General features: G+C 45.3%; 21 protein-coding genes. 11 read left to right on the plus strand and 10 right to left on the minus strand.

Annotated features, from left to right (window positions below):
* Nucleotides 1-44 precede the first annotated feature (44 nt).
* The 10 genes from G496_RS0106385 to G496_RS0106430 all read left to right on the plus strand — a co-directional run bounded on the left by G496_RS0106385 (nucleotide 45) and on the right by G496_RS0106430 (nucleotide 10,745).
* On the plus strand, nucleotides 45-1,958 hold the full coding sequence (locus G496_RS0106385) for an aconitate hydratase (RefSeq protein WP_027178549.1): 1,914 nt from the start codon (nucleotides 45-47) through the stop codon (nucleotides 1,956-1,958).
* A gap of 109 nt (nucleotides 1,959-2,067) precedes the next feature.
* Nucleotides 2,068-3,969 carry a peptidylprolyl isomerase gene (locus G496_RS0106390; RefSeq protein WP_027178550.1) on the plus strand — a complete coding sequence of 634 codons (1,902 nt, stop codon included), beginning with the start codon at nucleotides 2,068-2,070 and terminating at the stop codon, nucleotides 3,967-3,969.
* Nucleotides 3,970-4,478: 509 nt separating this feature from the next.
* The gene (gene argJ / locus G496_RS0106395) at nucleotides 4,479-5,663 is read left to right on the plus strand and encodes a bifunctional glutamate N-acetyltransferase/amino-acid acetyltransferase ArgJ (RefSeq protein ID WP_027178551.1); all 1,185 of its coding nucleotides are present in this window, start codon (nucleotides 4,479-4,481) and stop codon (nucleotides 5,661-5,663) included.
* A gap of 55 nt (nucleotides 5,664-5,718) precedes the next feature.
* Entirely contained in the window at nucleotides 5,719-6,333 is a 615-nt protein-coding gene (locus G496_RS0106400) for an HD domain-containing protein (RefSeq protein WP_027178552.1), read from the plus strand.
* 193 nt (nucleotides 6,334-6,526) lie between these two features.
* A complete protein-coding gene (locus G496_RS0106405) occupies nucleotides 6,527-7,339 on the plus strand; it encodes an MlaE family ABC transporter permease (protein WP_051294874.1) in 813 nt (270 codons plus the stop codon).
* A 10-nt stretch (nucleotides 7,340-7,349) separates the two neighbouring features.
* Entirely contained in the window at nucleotides 7,350-8,180 is an 831-nt protein-coding gene (locus G496_RS0106410) for an ABC transporter ATP-binding protein (protein WP_027178554.1), read from the plus strand.
* 20 nt (nucleotides 8,181-8,200) lie between these two features.
* Nucleotides 8,201-8,647 (plus strand): outer membrane lipid asymmetry maintenance protein MlaD, encoded by a 447-nt coding sequence (gene mlaD, locus G496_RS0106415; protein ID WP_027178555.1) that lies wholly within the window; start codon nucleotides 8,201-8,203, stop codon nucleotides 8,645-8,647.
* Nucleotides 8,648-8,694: 47 nt separating this feature from the next.
* On the plus strand, nucleotides 8,695-9,345 hold the full coding sequence (locus G496_RS0106420; RefSeq protein ID WP_027178556.1) for an MlaC/ttg2D family ABC transporter substrate-binding protein: 651 nt from the start codon (nucleotides 8,695-8,697) through the stop codon (nucleotides 9,343-9,345).
* Between the two features lie 16 nt (nucleotides 9,346-9,361).
* A complete protein-coding gene (locus G496_RS0106425) occupies nucleotides 9,362-10,249 on the plus strand; it encodes an MlaA family lipoprotein (protein ID WP_027178557.1) in 888 nt (295 codons plus the stop codon).
* Between the two features lies 1 nt (nucleotide 10,250).
* Nucleotides 10,251-10,745, plus strand: coding sequence for a metallophosphoesterase family protein (locus tag G496_RS0106430; protein WP_027178558.1), 495 nt, complete (start codon nucleotides 10,251-10,253; stop codon nucleotides 10,743-10,745).
* A 121-nt stretch (nucleotides 10,746-10,866) separates the two neighbouring features.
* On the opposite strand, the gene G496_RS0106435 is transcribed toward G496_RS0106430, so the two are convergent.
* The 6 genes from G496_RS0106435 to G496_RS0106460 form a co-directional block, all read right to left on the minus strand.
* A complete protein-coding gene (locus G496_RS0106435) occupies nucleotides 10,867-11,085 on the minus strand; it encodes a hypothetical protein (protein ID WP_027178559.1) in 219 nt (72 codons plus the stop codon).
* A gap of 26 nt (nucleotides 11,086-11,111) precedes the next feature.
* A complete protein-coding gene (locus G496_RS0106440; protein WP_027178560.1) occupies nucleotides 11,112-11,705 on the minus strand; it encodes a MarC family protein in 594 nt (197 codons plus the stop codon).
* A gap of 268 nt (nucleotides 11,706-11,973) precedes the next feature.
* Nucleotides 11,974-14,481 carry a preprotein translocase subunit SecA gene (gene secA, locus G496_RS0106445; protein WP_027178561.1) on the minus strand — a complete coding sequence of 836 codons (2,508 nt, stop codon included), beginning with the start codon at nucleotides 14,479-14,481 and terminating at the stop codon, nucleotides 11,974-11,976.
* 81 nt (nucleotides 14,482-14,562) lie between these two features.
* Nucleotides 14,563-15,699 carry a (Fe-S)-binding protein gene (locus tag G496_RS0106450; RefSeq protein WP_027178562.1) on the minus strand — a complete coding sequence of 379 codons (1,137 nt, stop codon included), beginning with the start codon at nucleotides 15,697-15,699 and terminating at the stop codon, nucleotides 14,563-14,565.
* Complete coding sequence (locus G496_RS0106455; protein WP_027178563.1) at nucleotides 15,696-17,087, minus strand: FAD-binding oxidoreductase; 1,392 nt, start codon at nucleotides 17,085-17,087, stop codon at nucleotides 15,696-15,698. Before G496_RS0106455 ends, G496_RS0106450 begins: the two co-directional genes overlap by 4 nt.
* Before the next feature lie 60 nt (nucleotides 17,088-17,147).
* Entirely contained in the window at nucleotides 17,148-18,032 is an 885-nt protein-coding gene (locus G496_RS0106460; RefSeq protein ID WP_027178564.1) for a LysR family transcriptional regulator, read from the minus strand.
* 133 nt (nucleotides 18,033-18,165) lie between these two features.
* On the opposite strand from G496_RS0106460, the gene G496_RS21265 reads away from it, so the two are divergent.
* Complete coding sequence (locus G496_RS21265) at nucleotides 18,166-18,324, plus strand: hypothetical protein (RefSeq protein WP_169725739.1); 159 nt, start codon at nucleotides 18,166-18,168, stop codon at nucleotides 18,322-18,324.
* A 109-nt stretch (nucleotides 18,325-18,433) separates the two neighbouring features.
* Here G496_RS21265 and smpB read toward each other — a convergent pair whose 3' ends face one another.
* The 4 genes from smpB to G496_RS0106485 are packed head-to-tail and all read right to left on the minus strand — an operon-like array spanning nucleotide 18,434 to nucleotide 21,817.
* Complete coding sequence (gene smpB, locus G496_RS0106470; RefSeq protein ID WP_027178565.1) at nucleotides 18,434-18,910, minus strand: SsrA-binding protein SmpB; 477 nt, start codon at nucleotides 18,908-18,910, stop codon at nucleotides 18,434-18,436.
* Nucleotides 18,911-18,921: 11 nt separating this feature from the next.
* Nucleotides 18,922-20,691, minus strand: a complete 1,770-nt coding sequence (ptsP, locus tag G496_RS0106475) for a phosphoenolpyruvate--protein phosphotransferase (RefSeq protein ID WP_027178566.1) — start codon at nucleotides 20,689-20,691, stop codon at nucleotides 18,922-18,924.
* Nucleotides 20,691-21,008, minus strand: a complete 318-nt coding sequence (locus tag G496_RS0106480; protein WP_027178567.1) for an HPr family phosphocarrier protein — start codon at nucleotides 21,006-21,008, stop codon at nucleotides 20,691-20,693. The genes ptsP and G496_RS0106480 overlap by 1 nt, the downstream gene beginning before the upstream one ends.
* 44 nt (nucleotides 21,009-21,052) lie before the next feature.
* Complete coding sequence (locus tag G496_RS0106485; RefSeq protein ID WP_281171260.1) at nucleotides 21,053-21,817, minus strand: PTS system mannose/fructose/sorbose family transporter subunit IID; 765 nt, start codon at nucleotides 21,815-21,817, stop codon at nucleotides 21,053-21,055.
* Nucleotides 21,818-21,892: the final 75 nt, after the last annotated feature.

The following is a 21,892-nucleotide window of genomic DNA, read 5'->3' on the forward strand; positions in this document are numbered from 1 at the left end:
CCCCTCTGCCTATGCGGCTGAGGATGATCCATTAAGGAGGCATCATGGGTCAGAATATTACTGAAAAGATTATTTCCAAGCACCTTGTATCCGGAACAATGGAACCGGGAACTGAAATCGCACTGCGAATTGATCAGACCCTGACTCAGGATGCGACAGGAACAATGGCATATCTTCAGTTTGAAGCTATGGATATTCCAAAAGTCCAGACAGAGCTTTCTGTAAGTTACGTTGACCATAATACAATTCAGATGGGTTTCCGCAACCCTGATGACCATCAGTATCTTAGGACCCTTGCCGCCCAGAAAGGAATCATATTCTCTCCTGTAGGCACAGGCATCTGTCACCAGCTGCATCTTGAGAACTTTGCCAGACCCGGTAAAACTCTGATCGGCTCAGACAGCCATACTCCTACTGCCGGTGGTATAGGATCTCTGGCAATGGGTGCCGGCGGACTTTCCGTTGCTCTGGCAATGGCTGGCCAGCCCTACTCCATTCCCATGCCCAAAGTTGTAAAAGTTGAACTGACTGGAAAACTTCAGGGATGGGCTTCAGCTAAAGATATCATCCTCAAACTTCTCGGCATGCTGACCGTTAAAGGCGGAGTCGGTAAAGTTTTTGAATATGCCGGTCCTGGAGTTGAGACTCTGACCGTACCTGAACGTGCAGTAATCACCAACATGGGTGCTGAGCTCGGTGCAACAACTTCCATTTTCCCCGGTGACGAGCAGGTCCGTAAATTCCTCAAGATCATGGGGCGCGAAGAAGATTTCAGTGAACTGATTGCTGACAGTGACGCAACTTATGATGAAGTTATTTCAATCAACCTTGATGAGCTGGAACCACTTGTTGCACAGCCGCACATGCCAGACAGAGTTGTTACCGTTAAATCTCTGGCCGGACTCAAAGTCAACCAGTGTGCAATCGGATCATGCACCAACTCTTCTTACGCTGACCTCAAAACAACTATCCAGATACTGAAAGGTAACCAGCTCCCCGCCGGAGTTGACCTTCTCATCTCCCCCGGTTCAAAGCAGGTGCTGAAAATGCTCGCAGCCGAAAGGCTTATTGAGCCTCTTATGGATTCCGGAGCCAGACTTCTGGAATGTACCTGCGGACCTTGTATCGGTATGGGCGGTTCACCGACCTCTGCCGGTGTAAGTGTCAGAACCTTCAACCGCAACTTTGAAGGCAGAAGCGGAACTCAGGACGCCAAGATTTATCTTGCCAGCCCTCAGACCGCAGCAAACCTTGCCCTTGCCGGTGAATTCACTGACCCTGCAACATGGGGCACTCCTCCTGAAAAAATTGATTTCCCTGCTGAAATTCCTCCCATCAGGCATCTTTTCATTTACCCGCCTGAAGATGGTTCCTCAGTAGAGATCGTCCGCGGCCCGAACATTGTTCCTCTTGAAAAGTTCGCTGAACTTCCAGAGACAATAACTTCTACTGTAAGGCTGAAAGTCGGCGACAATATCACAACCGACCATATTCTGCCTGCCGGACCACAGATTACAGCTCTGCGTTCCAATATTCCGGCTATCAGTGAATACATATTCAGCCGCGTGGATGAAAACTTTGTCAGCAGAATGAAAGCTGCTGAATCAGGTATAATCCTCGGCGGAGAAAACTACGGACAGGGATCAAGCCGTGAGCACGCAGCACTCGGCCCCCGTCATTTAGGTGTCGTTGCGGTCATAACCAAGTCACTTGCCCGTATCCACAGGGCAAACCTTGTCAATTTCGGAATTCTCCCCCTTGTCCTTGTTGACAAGAGCGATTACGAAAGACTTGCTGAAGGCAGTGAACTTACTATTGATACCTCTACTATTACTCCTGGCGGAACATCCGAGATTTCGGTTGCAGGTGGAGAATCATTCAAAGTAAGTAACGACCTTTCTAAAAATGAACTGGAAATAATCCGTGCCGGTGGACTTCTTAACTATGCCGGCAAATAATATTGATTAAAAATCATTCCGCCCGGATTATTCCGGGCGGGAAGATTTTTCTACTGCCAACCCTTAAAATCGAGCGGCCGGTAGCCGCCAACCGGAGAACGGAGACGTCATGCTGGACAAAATGCGCGATAGCGCCAACAGCTGGATTATCAAGGCCATATTCGCCATCATCATTATTGTATTCGTATTTGCTTTCGGAATGGGCCAGTTTAGCGGAAAAAACGACCCGGCAATTGCTTACGTTGATGATACTCCCATTTCCACACAGGAATTTATGAGAGTCTACAGACAGACTGCGGATTATTTTAAAAAACAAAATCCCAATCTGGATTCAGACTACTTTCAGTCTTCAGAATTTAAAAAAATGATTCTTGGAAGACTTGTTAATTCCTATGTTCTCCGTAATGAAGCCCAAAAACTAGGCATTACTTTTTCTAAAACAGAACTTTATTACTCCATCAGCAGTATCCCCTTTTTCCACGGAGCTGATAACCAGTTTGATAAGAACATCTACAACTCTTATCTCCGTGCGAACCATATGAGCGCTGCAACTTTCGAGCATGATCAGAAAATAAGCCATCTTGTCCAGAAACTGCAGACCTATGTAGCTCTTCCGGTTCGTCCGACAGAAGCCGAAGCTCGGGATATTTTCAACTGGGCAGCTTCACAGGTTAAAGCTGAATACATCGCTTTTCCTGCTGAAAACTACAGTGCCGGAATAAAAATTTCTGATAAACAGATTGAAGAATACTACAATAAAAATCAGGAAAAATTCAGAGTCCCTGAAACTGCAAGCATCAGCTATCTCGAATTCACGCCTAAAGAAATGGCAAAGTATGAAAAAGTAACTGATGAAGAGATCAAACAGTACTACGAAGCATACAAAGAGAACTACAAGCAGGACGCTAAAGTTAAAGCCAGCCATATTCTGATCAGCGTTGATGAGAATGCGGATAAGGCTGAAGTAAAAAAAGCAAAAGCCAAAATTGAAAAAATATATGCTCAGGCTAAAAAAGGTGCTGACTTTGCAAAGCTTGCCCAGAAATATTCTGAAGGACCGTCTTCTACCGTAGGCGGAGAGCTTGGATGGTTCGACAAAAAATCCATGGTTAAACCTTTTGCCGACAAAGCTTTCAGTATGAAAGTCGGTGAAGTAAGTGAACCGGTTCGCACCCGTTTCGGTTTCCATATTATCAAGCTTGAAGATAAAAAAGAAGCCGGAACTCAGACTCTTGAAGACGTAAAAGGCAAAATTAAGGCTACAATATCTGAAGATAAAGCCGCCGGCTCTATCCATGAAAAACTGGATAACGCAATCGACATGGCCGCCTCAGGAATGAAACTTGAAAAAATTGCTGACGAAATAGGCGTTGTTGTAAAGCAGGTCGAGAAGACAACAGTTGATGCCCTTAAGCAGCAATTCGGTATGAAACCTGAAGCCGCAAAAACTGTTTTCAATCTCGCTATCAACACTGTAAGTGAAATCCCGGTAGCCATTGATAACGGATACATAATCGTACAGAAAGATGTTGATACCCCATCGTTCATCAAACCTCTTAAAGATGTTAAAGACTCCATAGTCAACTATCTTGAAAAGGATCATGCCAAGGTCGCAGCTAAAACCGCTGCGGAAGAAGTCCTTAAAAAACTGATTGATCCCAAAACAGCAAAAGCTGAACAGGATGAAATTCAGGCTGACGTGAGAACCACAGAAGCTTTTGGACGTAACGGTTTTATCCCCGGACTGGGAATGAGCAAAAATCTTGTTGAAGATACCTTTAATGCAGCTGACAGCCACTGGCTCAACAAAGTGTACGAACTTCAGGATGGATATGTAATTGCCAGACTTGATGAACGTATTCCTCCCAAAGAAGGACAGTGGGAAAAACAGAAAGAAGTGATTATGAATTCACTCCAGCGCGAACAGGCTAACACTATACTTAATTCGTTTGTTACCGAACTTCGCAAAAAAGCTGATATAAAAATCACCAGACCTGATGTTTTAAAATAAACACAGAGCTGACATTTAGCTGAGAACATAAAGACTTGATACCAAAGTCCCGTCTGTTAAAAACAGGCGGGACTTTTTTCTGATAAAAGAATCAACCTGATTCTAGGTGTTTTTTTCGTAAGTATATCCTATCTTCTGACTTTATTGCGAAATTTTCGATTTAAGTTTAATGGTTAGGTTGTATTATTTTCATAAAAATCAACTTTTATTTACTTGCAGGTCGCTTAAGATAAGCGTAACAGGTGAAAACCATTGTTCCCCGGATATAATAACAACCGGAGTTAAATTCACAGACACTGCATGACAGTTTAATTTTTCAACGCAGAGCACCTTTATTAATCAGCTTTTTTATTGCTCTTACTGTCAAAAAATCCTTAAAAAGACTGATCTCGGTTTTAAACCGATTAACATCGGACGTCTGCGACAGCCTGAGAGCGGAGCTTAATCTACGACACGTTCCGCTGACGGCAGCTGTTTTTTGCAGTGAAAATCTTCAGAGGTTTTCTGTTATGATACCAGTACCTAAAGGCTACAAATTTTCAGCGGCTGCTGCCGGATTCAAGTACAAGGACAGAAATGATCTTGCACTTATCTGCAGTGATGTCCCCGCAACCGCGGCAGGTGTTTTCACCACAAACAGATTTCAGGCCGCACCAATCACGGTCTGCAAGGCCAATCTTGAAAAAGACCGTAAAACCCGTGCCTTGATGATCAACGCAGGACTGGCCAATGCCTGCACCGGCAATGAAGGAATTGAAGACTGCCGTCGCACCACAGAGATGGTTTCAAAAGCTATTGGTATTGAAAGTTGTGAAATCCTCCCGGCATCAACCGGGGTTATTGGAAACAGGTTCGATCTTTCAGTATGGGAAGCAGCTGTTCCCAAAATTGCGGAGGCTTTAGGCTCAACTGATGCCGTAAAGACCGCCAAAGCAATTATGACTACCGACACTTTCCCTAAACTTTCATGGAAGAAAGTTGACACAGCTAACGGATCAATCCGGCTGCTGGGAATGTGCAAAGGGTCAGGAATGATTTGCCCTAAAATGGCTACCATGCTCGGCTTTGTCATCTGCGATGCCGATGTCGACCCGGACTGGTGGCAGGAAACTCTGGCCCGCTGTATTCAAAAATCTTTCAACTGCGTCACCGTTGATGGTGACACCAGTACCAACGACTGCGTTCTGGCTCTTGCCAACGGAGCTTCCGGGGTAAAAGCTGATTCTGATACAGTAAAAGAGGCTCTGGAACAGGCCCTGCTTGATATCTGCCAGGCTCTTTCATACATGATTATTCAGGATGCCGAAGGCGGCACTAAAGTCATGTCTATTTCAGTAACCGGAGCCGAAAGCGATGAAGACGCTGAACTGGTTGCCAGAGCCGTAGGTAACTCACCTCTGGTCAAGACAGCTATTTTCGGCGAAGACCCGAACTGGGGCAGAATCGTTGCGGCAGCAGGAAGAAGTGAAGCAGATTTCGACCCGGATATGCTGACTCTGGCTTTCGGAGACATCATTGTTTTTGAAAAAGGCTGCCCTATTGAAGGTGACATCGACGCAGTTCTGGCTCCGCTTATGAAAAAGCAGGACATCGCTGTGAATATAAGCCTTGGAAACGGGACAGGAAAATCCTCACTTCTGGCCTCCGACTTCACGCATGACTATGTTTCAATTAATGCGGACTACCGCAGTTAAATAGATATCTTACCAAGCCGGCCGCAGAATCTCTGCGGCCGTACTTTTTTCTGCTATGAAAAGAATGAAAGACAGAGACAGAATGACCAGACTGGCCGATTTTCTATTTGAAGTCGGCATGCTCAGAAAAACACCACGCAGCGGCTACCAGTTTCTCGGCAGCGGCTCTGAAAGTGTGGCCGACCATTCCTACCGGGTTGCCGTTTTAGGGTATGTGCTTGCAGATATGGCCGGAGCAGATATGGCTAGAACTGTCTTTATGTGTCTTTTCCATGATTTACATGAAGCCCGCACCGGGGATTTCAATTATGTAAATCAGATTTATAACAGCAGTGAGCGTGATGATGCACTGAAACACGCGCTGGAAGGGACCGGACTTGAGGACAAAATCTTTCCCCATTGGGAAGAGCTTGAAGAATGTGAGACTCTGGAATCAAAGCTTGCTCAGGATGCAGACCAGATAGATTTCATCTTAAACCTCAAGGAAGAACTTGATCTGGGCAACAAGTATGCCGGTAAATGGCTGGAAGCAGCAGTACAAAGAATCAGGACAGAAGAAGGCAAAAAACTTACCGAGACTATCTGCAAAACGGACCATACAGACTGGTGGTTTCAGGGGCCTCCGCCTTCATGGTGGGCCAAAAGAAACGGTCTTGATAATGATGACTGATTTTTGAGGGGCAACCAGTATGCAGCGTAAAGCGTTAACTGTTTGCCTTAAAATATTTAAGTCGTGCCTATTTGTATTTTAGACCGGTTATTCAGCTTTTTGGTTCTTTTTTTTATGAACCCTTTATGATAGGAGTATCCTTTGCTTCCTGTGGCATTGCCACCAACCCACTACTGTGAGTTAATTAAAATTTATGGCTGAACAGATAGAAGAAAAGAACTACTTAACACCGTTTACTCTGCTAGGCAGGGTTTCAATTAACATGGTCTCCGAAGCAGGAGCCATGTTCCTTTTCATGATTCATGGAATCGGTCATATTTTTTCCTCAGCAGGAATCTTTCAAAAATCCATACGCCAGCTCTATTTTATCGGAGTGCGTTCTTTTACGGTAATTACCCTTATCGGCTTATTCACCGGAATGGTCATAGGGCTGCAAACCCATTACGCCCTTTCAAAATTTGGTTCAGAGGGTTTTCTGGGTGCGGCGGTTGCTCTTTCACTTGTCCGTGAACTCGGACCGGTTCTTACAGCTATAATGCTTACCGGAAGGGCCGGATCATCCATGACCGCTGAAATAGGCGTCATGCGCATCTCCGAACAAATCGACGCTCTGGAACTCATGGATATTAATCCCATGAGCTATCTTGTAAGCCCCAAAATGCTGGCTTCCATCATATCTTTTCCAATCCTGACCGGGCTGTTCGACCTGATCGGCATAATCGGAGGATATCTCTCCGGTATCGCCCTTCTTGGTGGAAATTCCGGGGTATATTTTTACCGGGTGCAAAGTTCGCTTTCATGGGAAGACCTTTCAGCAGGTTTCCTCAAATCTTTATTTTTCGCTTTAATCGTCTGCACCGTATGTTGTTTTCAGGGATATTTCACCCATTACCGCAAAGACGGTATGGGACCGGAAGGCGTCAGTCAGGCTACAACATCAGCGGTAGTTATGTCCTGCGTGATGGTTCTTGCAGCCGACTACATTCTTACCTCACTGCTCTTTTAGGAGAATCACCATGAGCATGGCGCCTGATATAAATATCAAAAACCTGACCATAGGGTATGACGAAATCCCTATTGTCTCGGACATAAATGTAACCCTTCCCGGAGGGGGAATATCTGTCATTCTGGGCGGCTCAGGTTGTGGTAAATCCACCCTGCTGAAAAATATACTCAAGTTGTATACCCCGATTTCAGGATCTGTTTCTCTGGGACGGCACGACATTTATAAAATGAAAGAAAAAGCTTTCCGCTGCCTGAAACAGAAGATCGGTGTGCTTTTTCAGGACGGAGCCCTGCTGGGTTCGCTTACTTTGTTTGATAATGTGGCCCTGCCGCTTAAAGAACACACCAGACTGTCGGCTGCTGATATCTCGGAGATTGTTAAGGCAAAACTGAGTCTGGTAGGACTGGAACAGTTTGTTGATTACTATCCGAACCAGCTTTCAGGCGGTATGAGAAAAAGAGCCGGTCTGGCAAGAGCCATGGTTATGGACCCTGATATTCTTTTCTGTGACGAACCGACATCAGGTCTTGACCCCATTAACTCTGCCGAACTTGATGCCCTTTTGCTGGAGCTTAAAGATCGTTTTGACATGACTGTTGTTGTGGTCAGTCATGATCTTTCAAGCATGAAAAAAATTGCTGATTATGTTGTCGTTCTCGGTAACGGTAAAACCCTTTTCAAGGGTAGCAAGGCAGAACTGCTCTCCAGTGAAGATACATATCTGAGACAGTTCCTTGACCGTAAGACCGAAGAAAGAGATACCCCAAGGCTGACAATGCCTGCCCTTGACCCTGACATGATGAAGCTTGACTGTTCAAAATATCTCGGCGAGTCCGAGTAGTACTCCAACCGGTAATAACTATGAAAAAATATTCAAAAGAAACAAGCGTCGGAATTTTCGTACTTCTTGGACTTGCGCTCATTATCTTCATGAGCATCAATCTTGGGGACGTTCGCGTTTTTTCCGACAGTCATTATCCGCTCACAGCCAAGTTTAACGATGTTACTGGATTGAGGCCCAATGCTCCGGTAGAAATCATGGGGGTTCAGGTCGGATATGTGGACAAAATTTCCCTTGATACAAAAAATATGAAAGCGGTTGTAGTTCTTAAAATTAAAAAGGACATCCAGCTTTATGATGATGCTATCGCTTCTGTTAAAACAAGCGGACTCATCGGTGACAAGTATATCAAAATTTCCCCAGGTGGTGTCGGTGATCCCCTGAATCCCGGTGATTCTTTGATTGAGACGGAATCAGCTATTGACCTTGAGGATTTAATCAGTAAATATGTTTTTGGAAAAGTGTAGAAACTTTTCTTTCACCTTAAATTCAATCTTATGGTACTATGAATATTATGAAAAAGATTATATTTCCACTTATTCTGCTCTTTCTGCTTTCAGCCGGACAGGCTTTTGCCGCTCAGGCCCCAATGGAAAGACTTAAAGACGGAATTCAAGGTGTTATCAATATACTTGAGGGCCCTCAGTATAAAGGGGTTGAAGCCAAGCAGAACGAGATGACTGAAAAAATCCGTGAAACTATTAAAAACTTCTTTAATTTCACGGAACTCTCCAAAAGATCGATAGGTCGTCCGTGGCTCCAGTTCACACCTGAAGAACGTTCACGTTTCGTAGGTCTTTTCACCAGCCTTCTGGAACAGACATATCTTGAAAAAATCCGTGACTACAGCGGTGAGCAGGTTGTTTACGATAAAGAAACAATTATCAAAGGCAAATATGCTCAGGTTGATACCAGACTGGTTGCAACAGATAAAGATATACCGGTATTTTACCGTATGAAGCTGGAAAATGACGAATGGGATGTTTACGATGTGAAGATTGAAGGCGTGAGCCTCGTAAACAATTACAGGACTCAGTTTGCCGGAATACTGGATACCAGTACGGATAAAAAGTTTGCCGAGACAAAGGCTGAACTTTTCAAACGTATGGAAGAGAAGATCAAGTCTCTCGAAAATAAAAAAACAGATACTAAAAAGTCAAAATAAATAGGTAGTTTCAACAATGTCTCGTTTGCAGAATTTATCAACATCTCTACTGGCCCTGCTCCTGATGGCTTTTATTATGCTCTCCTTCCCTTCAAGGGTAAGGTCTGAAGATGAAGGCACTCAGGATTCTTACATGGTTGCCCAGACTGGTGCGGCATATCTTTCTGCAAACAAGCAAAATGCTGAAACTGATCCCTTTGATGAAGATTTATGGGGAGATTCAGAACATTTGAAAGAAGCCCATGCAGATGACCCTTGGGAGTCATACAACCGGGCCATGTTCAAATTTAATGATGCCCTGTATTTCAACGTTCTTAAACCGGTGACTGAGGGCTACAAATTTGTAATCCCCCGCCGTCCGAGAACATGGGTAAATAACTTTTTCAACAACCTGCTCTATCCGGTCCGTTTTACAGGATGTGTATTGCAGGGTAAATTTTTTACCGCAGGAGCCGAGACATCCAAATTCATAGTCAACACCGTTTTCGGTCTTGGCGGACTTGGAAATCTTGTCGGTGACGAAAGTACCACCATGCCTCTTTATACTGGCATGGAAGATATGGGACAGACATTCGGAGTATGGGGAATACCTAACGGTCCATATTTTGTTGTTCCGTTTCTCGGCCCATCCACCGTGCGTGACTTCAGCGGATACGCAATCGACACCTTTCTGCTCAACCCTCTCTGGTGGTTTGATGTACCGTGGTACTATTCACTTTCTGCCGGTGCCTACAACCAGATCAACAGACTGTCATTCCACATAGGTGAATACGAATCACTTAAGGAAGGAGCAATTGATCCATATCTCGCAATGAGAAATGCCTACCTCAGTTACAGAGCTAAGCAGGTTCAGGACTCCAAGCAGTATGGCAGAACCGTTGGTAACGCGACTAAAACAAAGTAAAATGAAAATCGCTGTTGTTTCGGACACACACCTCCACCATGCAGAACCATGGTTGGACAAACTGTTCGATAAATACTTTGCAAGTGCGGATTACCTGCTGCATTGCGGTGATTTCACATCTTTTTCTGTCTGGCAGACATTCTGCCAGCACCCCGGATTTCATGCTGTTTTAGGCAATTGTGACGACTGGCAGCTCAGCAACCAGTTAAAGCCTGTCGAAACCCTTAAAATCAAGGGGATTAAAATAGGCATGGTTCACGGTTGGGGCAACCGCTCTGGAGTAGCGCAGCGAGCTGCTGAGCACTTCGGTGTTGATTTTGATCTAGTCTGCTACGGTCACACCCACATCAGGAACTGGGACATAGTCTCTGGTGTTCAGGTTGTTAACCCGGGTAGTTTATACAATCCCCGTGACAACAATCCTCCCGGTTTTGCATCGCTTACCATATCAGCCGAAGGCGACATTGACTGCCAGTTTATAGACATCATCCCGTAGTGGCTTTACAAAGCCTTTTCCTACCAGTTTAACTAGACCATCACTTTTCATAATATACAAAAAAAGCCCGAACTTTTTAAGATCGGGCTTAACTTATTGATAAATTATCGAGAAGTTATTCTTAGGATAATTCTCCTGTAATTTTATACTCTTCATTGTTGGCTTCGATAAGCCCCTTATCAACTAAATCGGTAAGCATCGCCGGAATCTTTTGAGCTTCTCCATCAGCTAAAACTTTTTGAGCCTCTTCAATCAAATAACCGAGAGGCAGATACTCAGATTTTCCTCTCCTGAAAAGGGCAGCTAAAAATTTTGGGGTCAGCAGCTTTGTCCTTGCCATACCGATTCTCCTTCTAAGAATATCAATTAGAACATAAAATTTTTGATACCAGTAAATATCATCTGTGCAGCCATTGATGCCACAAATAAGCCTGTTAATCTACTGAGAACATTGAGCCCTCTTCTTCCGAGGACTCTTTTTATGCCCGATGAAATCACAAGCAGAAAGCCCAAAGTAAGAGTTGCAGCGACTAACGCACTGCATGACAGCAACAACTCCTGAGTACTTTGAACGCCGACACCCATGACCAGCAGCACACCGATGGTACCGGGGCCGATGGCGACCGGAATAGCCAGAGGAACAACTGCGATATCATCGTCGTCGTTTCCGGCATCAACAGGCTTGCCTCCGCCTCCGGCCATTTTAAGAGATGAAAGGAAAAGCACGGTACCGGCGCCTATTCTGAACGCATCGATGGTTATTCCGAAGAGCTGAAAAATATATTTACCGAAGAGGTAAAGAGCCAGACCACTGACTGAAATCGCCAGAGTGGCCTTCAGAGCTGTTTTTAACCGTTTTCCGGACTCATAATCCTGTGTCAGCGATAAAAACGTTGAGACAAGAAAAAACGGGGTCATGATGAAGAACAGCTTCAAGTAAATATGAATGAATGATTCCATCTTATTTCCTGCAATGCAAAATTGAGATTAAAAAATAAATACCGTTTCCAACTATACAGGGAAACGGCGCAAAAGCCATACATACGACTGGCATGAGAATCAATACATTTCGGTTAAGAGAATAAGAAAATATTTCGAATATAACAAAAGGGCGGAACAAAATTTTAAAATTTCGTTCCGCCCTTCAAGTATCTAATCAGCTTAACAGGCTTAATTATATATTTTTATATAGTTTAAATCCTGTTTTCAAAGAGACATTTCAATCAAGCTATTTACCACAGCATTTTTTATATTTTTTGCCACTTCCGCACGGACAGGGATCGTTCCTGCCAACTTTGTTTTCCCGGCGTATAGGCTGTTTTTTCTTTTCTTCGCCTTCAGTGCTGGAATATTCCATGCCCTGCTGTTCCTTGTGCTGGAATTCCTCTTCTGAAACTTCTTTTTCTATGCGCAGATGGCACAAAGCCCGCAAAGAATTTTCTTTGATGGTTCCAAGCATATCACGGAAGATTTCAAAACCTTCACGCTTGTACTCTTCTTTAGGATCTTTCTGGCCGTAACCACGGAGACCGATACCTTCACGCAAGTGGTCCATATTCAGCAGATGCTCTTTCCAGTTGCGGTCAAGCGATTCCAGCATGAAGTAACGCAGGATTTCTTCATACTGCTCACCGGCATCATTTGCCAGAACATCAAGACTTTCACGAATCCATTTCTCGGCAACTTCACGCTCAGGAACACCTTCCTTGAACTCGTCACGTCTGCTGAACCCGAAGACCTCGTCAAGACTGCTCCTGAGAGCTTCCTGAGTCTCTTCGTCCAGAGGACGTCCTTTAGCCTGCTCTACAGGATAATAAATATTATCAAGCAGCTCCTCGGCAAACTCATCGGTAAAATCATCAAGCTTTTCAGCATTCATGATGTCACGGCGCAAAGTATAAATAACTTCACGCTGCTGGTTCATGACATTGTCATAATCAAGAAGCTGTTTACGAATTTCGAAGTTATGCCCTTCAACTTTACTCTGAGAATTTTCTATAGCCTTGGAAACCATCTTATTTTCAATGGGTTCGCCTTCTTCCATTCCAAGCTTATCCATAATGGTGGCAATACGCTCGGAACCGAAAAGACGCATCAGGTCATCATCAAGAGCCAGATAAAAACGGGAGCTTCCCGGATCACCCTGACGGCCGGAACGTCCGCGGAGCTGATTATCAATACGTCTTGATTCGTGACGTTCAGTACCTATTATGTGCAGTCCGCCGAGCTCCTTAACGCCTTCTCCAAGGACAATATCCGTACCACGACCAGCCATATTGGTAGCGATTGTAACGCGACCGGCCTGTCCGGCCTGAGCGACTATTTCAGCTTCCTGTTCATGGTGTTTAGCATTCAGCACATTATGGGGGATGCGCATTTTCTTAAGCAGCCCGGAGAGCAGTTCCGATTTTTCAATGGAAACCGTACCGACCAGAGTCGGCTGGCCTTTCTTGTATAGTTCGGCAATGGCCTTTGCTATTGCCTCATATTTTTCTTTCTGAGTCTTATAGATGCTGTCCGGGAAATCCTTTCTGGACATCGGTCTGTTGGTCGGGATCACGATGACTTCAAGATCATAAATCTGAGAGAACTCAACAGCTTCAGTATCCGCTGTACCGGTCATGCCGGAGAGGGTATTATACATGCGGAAATAGTTCTGGAAGGTAATGGAAGCCAGAGTCTGGTTTTCAGATTCGACCTTTACCCCTTCCTTGGCTTCAAGAGCCTGATGCAGACCATCTGAAAAACGGCGACCGGGCATTAAGCGGCCGGTAAATTCATCAACAATAACAACCTGACCGTCTTTGACGATGTAATCGACATCAAGAGAAAAAAGATGATGGGCCTTTAAAGCCTGCATGATGTGGTGCTGAAAAGAAATATGCTTGGGGTCATAGAGGTTGTCTATTCCAAGAATCTCCTCACAGCGGCTTACACCGTCATCAGTCATGGTCACGGCTTTGGCTTTTTCGTCAATTTCAAAATCACGCTCGACTTTCAGCATCGGGATAATACTGTTTATGCGGGCATAAAGCGTTGTTGATTCATCAGAAGCACCGGAAATAATAAGCGGAGTACGGGCTTCATCAATAAGGATGGAGTCCACTTCATCGACTATGGCAAAATTGAGTTCGCGCTGGACCAGCTGTTCCTTGTAAAATTTCATATTATCGCGCAGATAATCAAAACCGAACTCGTTGTTGGTTCCATAGACTATATCTGATGCGTAAGCTTCCTTGCGCTGATTATCATCAAGGCCGTGAACAATGACGCCTACAGTGAGTCCCAAGAAATTATAAAGCTTGCCCATCCATTCGGAGTCACGGCTTGCCAGATAATCGTTAACAGTGACCAGATGCACGCCTTTACCGGAAAGAGCATTCAGGACAGCAGGAAGTGTCGCCACAAGGGTTTTACCTTCACCAGTCTTCATTTCAGCTATTTTACCCTGATGAAGAACGATTCCACCGACCATCTGGACATCATAATGCCTCATCCCAAGGGATCTTTTACCTGCTTCACGCACAAGGGCAAAGACTTCCGGCAGAAGATCGTCAAGATCTCTACCGTTTGCAACCTCTTCTTTCCATGCTGAAATTTTTTGTGGAAAATCTTCATCATTCAGCTTTTCCATTTCAGGCTCATAGGAAGCAATCGAATCAATGAGCGGCTTTAATTTTTTTATAAATCTTTCATTTCTGGAGCCGAAAATCTTTGAAAAAACAGCGTTGATCATTAACTATCCTTTTTCCTGCACGGCGCTGGCCGCATATTATCCATATTTATTTTTAAAGAAGCACTGCCATCTAATAAGACTTTAATTCAAAATATCAAGCCAATGGCCTGCAAAAATATCTTTATCCGTCAGGGAAGCCAGCTGAATAACACAAGCCGAGCATCCACTTAAAATCTGGGGCTTTTCACTGCCGTCCCCGAGCAGTTCATTCAGACAATGCCTGCCTACTGTCCGGGATAGCTCGGGAGCCCCAAGCTGCATAACTCCGCCAAACCCGCAACAGAGATCTTTCCTTACAGGTGAAAGACGCTCCCCGGCAATCTGCTGCACAAGAAGTTCATCGCTGTCATTCTCAGGAGCATGACAGGGATGGTGGTAAACAACCTTTTCAGGGGCATTTTCACCATATTTAACCGCACTTCCGATAAGTAGAGCTGAAAGCGGTTTCAGCGAGTTCTGCCAGTTCTCATAATCAGCATCTGACTCAAAATCATCCGGGCTGTAATCCGCAAGCCCCTTGAGACAGGTTGCACAGATTGTAACCAGCACAGGCATACCGGAATCTTTCCAGAAGCGGATGTTGTTTATACGCGCCCTGTTTTGAACATCAAGAAGTCCGGCACTGCCCATTGAAGAACCACAGCAGGTGAAGCCGGAATAGTCCAGAATATCAAATCCGAGATCATTCATAAACTTTTCCGCTTTCTGCGTCCAATCTTTGCGGGAGTACCGGGCAACGCATCCCGGAAAAAGAACTGCTTTACGGCCCTCAAATTTCTTTTCAACATCAAGTGCAGCCCACGGTTCCGGGGAGTCCGCAAAAAGTGCATCCATTTTCCTGCGGGCGGAACCGAAAGCACCGGGCATTCTGCTCGAAGAAAGATGTGACAAGGCTGAAGCAAGCGGCCACATAAGTCCCGGGGACTTAAGCCATAAGTTCCAGCAGGACCTTAAAAATCCACCGCTGTCCGAGCGCAGTCCTGAAACAAAATCTGCCCCGGACATATTCTGGGGACAGTTTTCAGCACAGCGTCCACAGGAAAGACATAAGGATGCCAGCGCATTGAAATCTTTTTCACTAAGACCTTCTTCATCATCCAGCGATTGAAGAAAAAATTTCGATCTGGGAGCAAGCTCTTCTCTGCCTGTAGCTTTAAACAGCGGACAAACTTCAAGACATTTACCGCACTGTACGCAACTTCCGGGTTTCTTTTTCATTTCAGTTCCTTCCCCGGATTCATAATATTCAAAGGATCAAAGACATTTTTAATGTCCCTCATCAGCGTAAGCTCGGTTTCGCTCAACTGCATTCGGGCATACCCGCCTTTGGTTAGCCCCATTCCATGTTCACCGGAAAGAGTCCCGCCAAGAGACAACGTCAGCCTGAAAATATCCTTCTTTGCCTTTAATGCTAACCCTTTTTGATCTTTTTCCGAACCGTCGTACATTACACTTACGTGAATATTTCCATCCCCGAGGTGACCGAAACACAAGACTGTAAGTCCGTAACGTTCGCCAATTTTATGAAAACCCTCAATTGCTTCAGGAACACTTCCACGAGGCACAGCAACATCCTCGCCCTGTTTATCAGGAGCAAGGTTGAAGGCTGCGGGACTGATAACCCGCCGCAATTCCCAGAGACTTTCCTGATCATCACCGAGCCCTTTTTCGATAAAAGTAGGGCTGGCTTCATTTATGGCGGATGACATTTTTTCCAGATCAGACCTTACGGAAGAATCAGAACCGTCAATCTTAAGAAGCAGAAGGCCTCCGGTTCCATCAGGCCATGGGACATCGGAATGCATTTCCAGAGCGCGAATGGTGTTCCGGTCCATAAGTTCCATTGCTGTGGGCAGAATACCACACCCGAAAACAGCCCCGGCACCTTTCAAAGCGTCTGTAATATTTTTAAATCCGCATAAAACTGAAGCGGAGGTTTCCGGTAGAGGAAGGAGTTTTAATACAGCCTCGGTGATAAAAGCCAGTGTTCCGGCGGAGCCTACCAGCAGCCTTGTCAGGTCCAGCCCGACAACATTTTTATGGGTCCGGCCTCCGGTATGAATAATTTTGCCGCCCGGAAGGACTGCTTCCAGCCCGAGGACATAATCTCTGGTCACGCCATATTTAACAGCACGCATACCCCCGGCACATGTGGAGATGTTGCCGCCTATAGTCGAAATTTTATAGCTTGCCGGGTCCGGAGGATAAAAAAGACCTTCAGCTTCAACGGCCTTCTGGAGTTGCGCTGTAACTACCCCCGGCTGAACCCGGACAGTGAAATCTGATTTGTTGATTTCAAGAATCCTGTTCATGCCCAGAGTGGAAACGACAACCCCGCCATTCACAGGTACACATCCGCCAACTTTATTGGTTGCTCTGGCTCTGGGGTAAACAGGGACTTTATTCTTTTGAGCCCATTCGAGAAGTCTGCGGACCTGTTCAGTTGATTCAGGCTTGACCAGAGCAACAGGAAGAGCGTGCAGCCGGCTGGCATCCACCCCGCAGGAAAGAAGCTCTCCTTTTGTAAATCCGCATTGATCACCGGGGAAAATTTTTTCAAGCTGCTTACGCTGCGAGCGTGATAATTTATCGATAAAAAAAGACATAGCTAAATGCTCCGTTGCTAAAGGGATAAGCATCACGGAACCCAAAGGCAAGTACAATAATCAGGAATCCACTTCCCAGACAGAGCGGACACATTCAATTAAAGCTCTGACCACGGGATCAGAAGACATCCCGTGCTTATATCCAAAATATAATCCCAGAATAAGCCCCTGACTTTTACAGGTGCAGATCCCGCCTTTAGCCTCTTCAGCATCGGCTTCATCAGCCCTCATCAGGGTCAGACCGGTTTCAGAGCGGACAAGTGTCGCATGGGCATCTTCGCTGTCAGCTACCATGGCTTTACGAATTTCAAGATTTCTAGAAGAAAATTCGCGGGTAAGGTGGTGGTGAAAGGAGCATTCAGGGGGAGTCCATATCCACGGCATTTCAGCCAGATCCTCCCAGCTTGCATTTTCGATCTTATCCTGCCATGCCGAAGGCCCGACAATTTTCAGGTGCGGTTGTTCCAGCATAAATGCTGAAATTTCTTCAGGCTGGTTTATGGAATAAAAAAAGCCGGACTCAAGCTCACCGGCAGCAATATCTTTTCTGATATCCCAGGTAGAACTCTGGTTAAGGCTTAAAGCAAGACCCGGATATTTTTTATTTATGGCTTTTATCAACGCCGGGGTACGCAGATAGATAGGGGAAGTATGCAGTCCCACACGAGCAAGTCCTCTGACCTCACCGGAAAGCCCCTTTGCCGCCAGCTTCAATTCTTTAGCCGCATCAAGCACGGCTACAGCTTTTTCAAGAAGGATTTTACCTTCCGCTGTTAAGGCCATTCCTTTGGCTGAACGCTTGAATAAGCGAATCGAAAATTCTTCCTCAAGCGCTTTTATATGCAGACTGATAGCAGACTGACTTGCATGCAGTCGTTCAGCAGAGCGGGTAAGGTTCCCCTCTTCCGCCACAACTGCAAATGTTTTTATCTGGTATAATTCCACTATCCATTATTCCACTTTAAAATTTTTAAAGACCGCGTTTAAATATTCCCGTTTGATTGATATTCGCAAAAAAGGCATGCTTTTTCTACGCAATAATTAAAACGCCTTCCGGCCCACCAAAAGGAGGGAAGAAATGGAAAAGCGCAAAGGTAACATCATTACCCAAATTTTTACTCCTGAAGACAGCCTCATCTATCAGGAAAGCCTCGGTCCGGTTGTCGGCACCGTGAAAACTATGTTCTGGGTTTCCATGGCAATGGTTTTCACCCTGCTCATATCCGGATTGCAGTAATCAGGGAGGGAGCCGGACTCTTCTCCTGCTTTGGAGTCCGGTTCTCGCAAGCCTTCATTTTCAGCGGAAAACTGACGTCAGCAATGGCGAAAGATTTCCGCTGTTTTTTTTATTTATAACTAGCAAGCTGCCTTGCGGTATCTCTTGCGATATCACGGCGCTTTAATTCTTCTTTACGATTATGGACATTGCGTCCTTTTGCCAAAGCTATTTCAAGTTTTATTTTGCCTCTTGAAAGGTACAGGCGCACGGGAACCACTGTCAGTCCCTTCTGCTCACACTTTACTCTAAGCTTTTCAATCTGGTCGGCATGCAAAAGGAGCTTGCGCGGCCTGTCCGGCTCATGCTGGTCATAACCGGCATGATCATACGGTGCGATATGCACACCAAGCAGCCAGGCCTCACCTTCTTTAAAATTTATATAGCCGTCCATAAAGCTGACCAGACCGGCCCGAAGTGATTTGACTTCACTTCCGGTCAAGACCAGACCGGCTTCAAGATTTTCCAGAAAATCATAATTTCTTCTGGCTGTTCTGTTCAGGGCAATAGAGCCCGGAGCTTTTTTCTTTTTTTTTGATTTTGCCATAATTTCTATATTTAATTATCCAGAAGCGAAGCATAAAAAATCAACTCTTCGGGGTATTTCTTAAAAATATTTTCTGTAACCAGCTTATTGATTCGTCCAACTGTTCTGCAATTCAGAACTTCCCTCAGCAGCTGTTTGCATTCCGGCATTTTGAGCTGGCGCAAGATTCTTTTTATGCCGGGAATGGCCTGTGGCGTCAGACTGATACTGTCTATCTGCATACCCATTAAAATAGGCAGGCAATACGGATCGGAAGCTACTTCTCCGCAGAGACTGACTTCTATACCGGCCCTGTGCCCGGCATCAACCACATATTTAATCGACCGGACAACAGCCGGATGCAAAGGCTGATAAAGATAGGAAACATGATGATTGGTCCGGTCTATGCCAAGACTGTACTGGATCAGATCATTTGTTCCAACACTGAAAAAGTCTACTTCCTGAGCCAGAATTTCAGCTATCATAACCGCTGCCGGCAGCTCGATCATTATTCCCACAGGCATATCCGGATTAAAAGGCTTACCTTCGCTTCTCAGTTCCTGCTGCACGCTGAAAATCATGCTTTTAGCCTGCAATACTTCCTTCAGCCCCGAAATCATTGGAAACATAAGAGAAATATTACCGTGAACACTGGCCCTGAGGATTGCTCTGATCTGGGTTCTGAAAAGATCCTCATGCTTCAGACAAAATCTTATGGCCCTTAGTCCCATAGCCGGGTTGGCTTCATCAAGCTGCCCGAACTTGGACATAAACTTGTCGGACCCTAGATCAAGAGTTCTGAGCACCACCTTGTTGGGTGACATAATTGAAGCGAGATCAGAATATTTCTCATAAAGCTCTTCTTCCGTGGGCAGTTCGCTGCGGCTCATATAGGAATATTCTGTTCTAAAAAGTCCTATACCGTCACCACCGTTATCAATAACAGCCGCAACTTCTTCAAAAAGTTCAATATTTGACAACACACCGACCTGATAACCGTCAACGGTTTCAGCAGGCAGATGGCAGCTTCTTATAATCGTACGCTGATAATCTTCAAACTGATTCTGAAGATTGTAATAGTATTCAAGTTCTTCTTCGTCAGGGTCTACAAGCACTTGTCCTGAAAGACCGTCAATGACAACAAAATCACCATCCATTACTTCGGCTTCAAGATCATCAACCCCGACCAGGGCCGGAATATTCAAAGTTCTGGCCAGAATGCCTGTATGTGAAGTTTTGCCACCCAGTGTGGTCACAAAAGACATGAGCCTGTTTATCTCAAGCTCAATTGTATCGGCCGGAGTCAGGTCATGGGCCATAAGAATTACACGGCCTTCAATAGGACGGAGATCCACATCGTTACCAATGAGGCAGCTTTGAACCCTTCCGGCTACCTGCCGGACGTCCTGCATACGTTCCCTGATATATTTATCTTCAAGAGCTCCAAACGCTTTTTCAAAATCATTAATCGCTTTTTCAAGAGCCCACTCGGCATTGATCTCCATGTCCTGAACATATTTGACAGCTGATCCGCAGAGTTTGGGGTCTTTAAGCATCATAAGATGCGAATCGATAATAAGTTTGTGCTCTTTAAGCTCATCAGGGACTTTATCATGAACGGCTTCAAGCTCGGCTTCCGCATCTCTAAAAGCGCGTTTTACCCTTTCAACTTCCTCTTCGACACGCTCAGTACTGACATTGTGTCGGGGAAGCCGGGCTGTAATGCTGCGATTCAGAAAATAGGCTTTGCCTATGGCAATTCCTGTGGATACCGAAATTCCGTGCAATCTGGCTCTGGCCACTATTTTTCCTCTCCGAAGCGGGATTTGAAAAGTTCTTCAATGCAGTCAAGAGCACCTACAGCATCTTTTCCTGCGGCCCTTATCTCAAGTCTGCTGCCTTGTGCAGCGGCAAGAGTAAGAAGATCGAGAATACTTTTAGCGTCAACCTCCTGAGACTCCCATACGACCGTTATCTCGGCCTCAAACTTCTGGGATTCCTGAGCCAGCCGCGCCGCCGGGCGGGCATGCAGTCCAAGCTGGTTTGCCACAACTACTGTTCTGGCCAACACATCACCGCTTTGCGGAGACTCTTCATGCAGCGCGCTGTTATTAGTCATTTCTAATTGATCCTATATAGTTAAAGTTCCGCAAAAGCGGATATTTACTGCTGATAAATTCCGGACATAAAAATCCAGATGACAAAAAACAGGACAGCTACCAGTTCACGGGAAATTTTCCGTGAATTTATAAGCCATCCAAGAACACCTAAAGCGGCAGCTCCGCCATACCACTGATACCATACAATCGGGCGAGGCCACACCAGAAACCATAAATACAAAACCAGCAGCGTATTACAGTATTTTAATTTTTGACCCCAGTTTATCAGATCCCAGCCGCGCAGGCTGTCAAGCACAGAAAGCCCCTTGTTTACCCCGGCCCAGAAAGTATACACTTTGAAGACCTGCAGACAGGTGAACAACGTAATTCCAAGTAGCACAGCCACAAGGTTATTGCCAGTCAACAGGAGGCATATCGTCGCCAGTGACCAGAAAATCAGAGCACTTCCGGCAAACAGGGAATCCCCTATGGCGGATAGGGAATTGCTCGTAGTGTTCTTAAATCTGTCAAACATCTGCTCCGGGAAGCGTCCGGATTTAATATTCAACTCTGTAGATAAAAAAACACCAATCAGCAGCGGAGCCCAGAAAGGATGTGAATTATAGTGGCGGACATAACGCTTTTTAGCCCGCGAAAGCTCTTTGGGATCACTGTATATGGCTTCCAGACCGGGCTGCATGGCATAGCAGAAACCGATATTCTGCAAACCACGGTTGTTAAACCCAGATCCCACAAGGAAACTGCGAAAAAAGCACCTGATAAAACTCCAGGCTATATTTTTCCCACCTTTGTTTTCCGCCAAGTTCACATCTTTTCCTGTAACACCTGAATCCGATCCAGTTAACCGGTTCACGGCATTATCTTGATGTCTGTAATCATAGTC

This window comes from Maridesulfovibrio bastinii DSM 16055 (assembly GCF_000429985.1).
Classification (GTDB): Bacteria; Desulfobacterota; Desulfovibrionia; order Desulfovibrionales; family Desulfovibrionaceae; genus Maridesulfovibrio; species Maridesulfovibrio bastinii.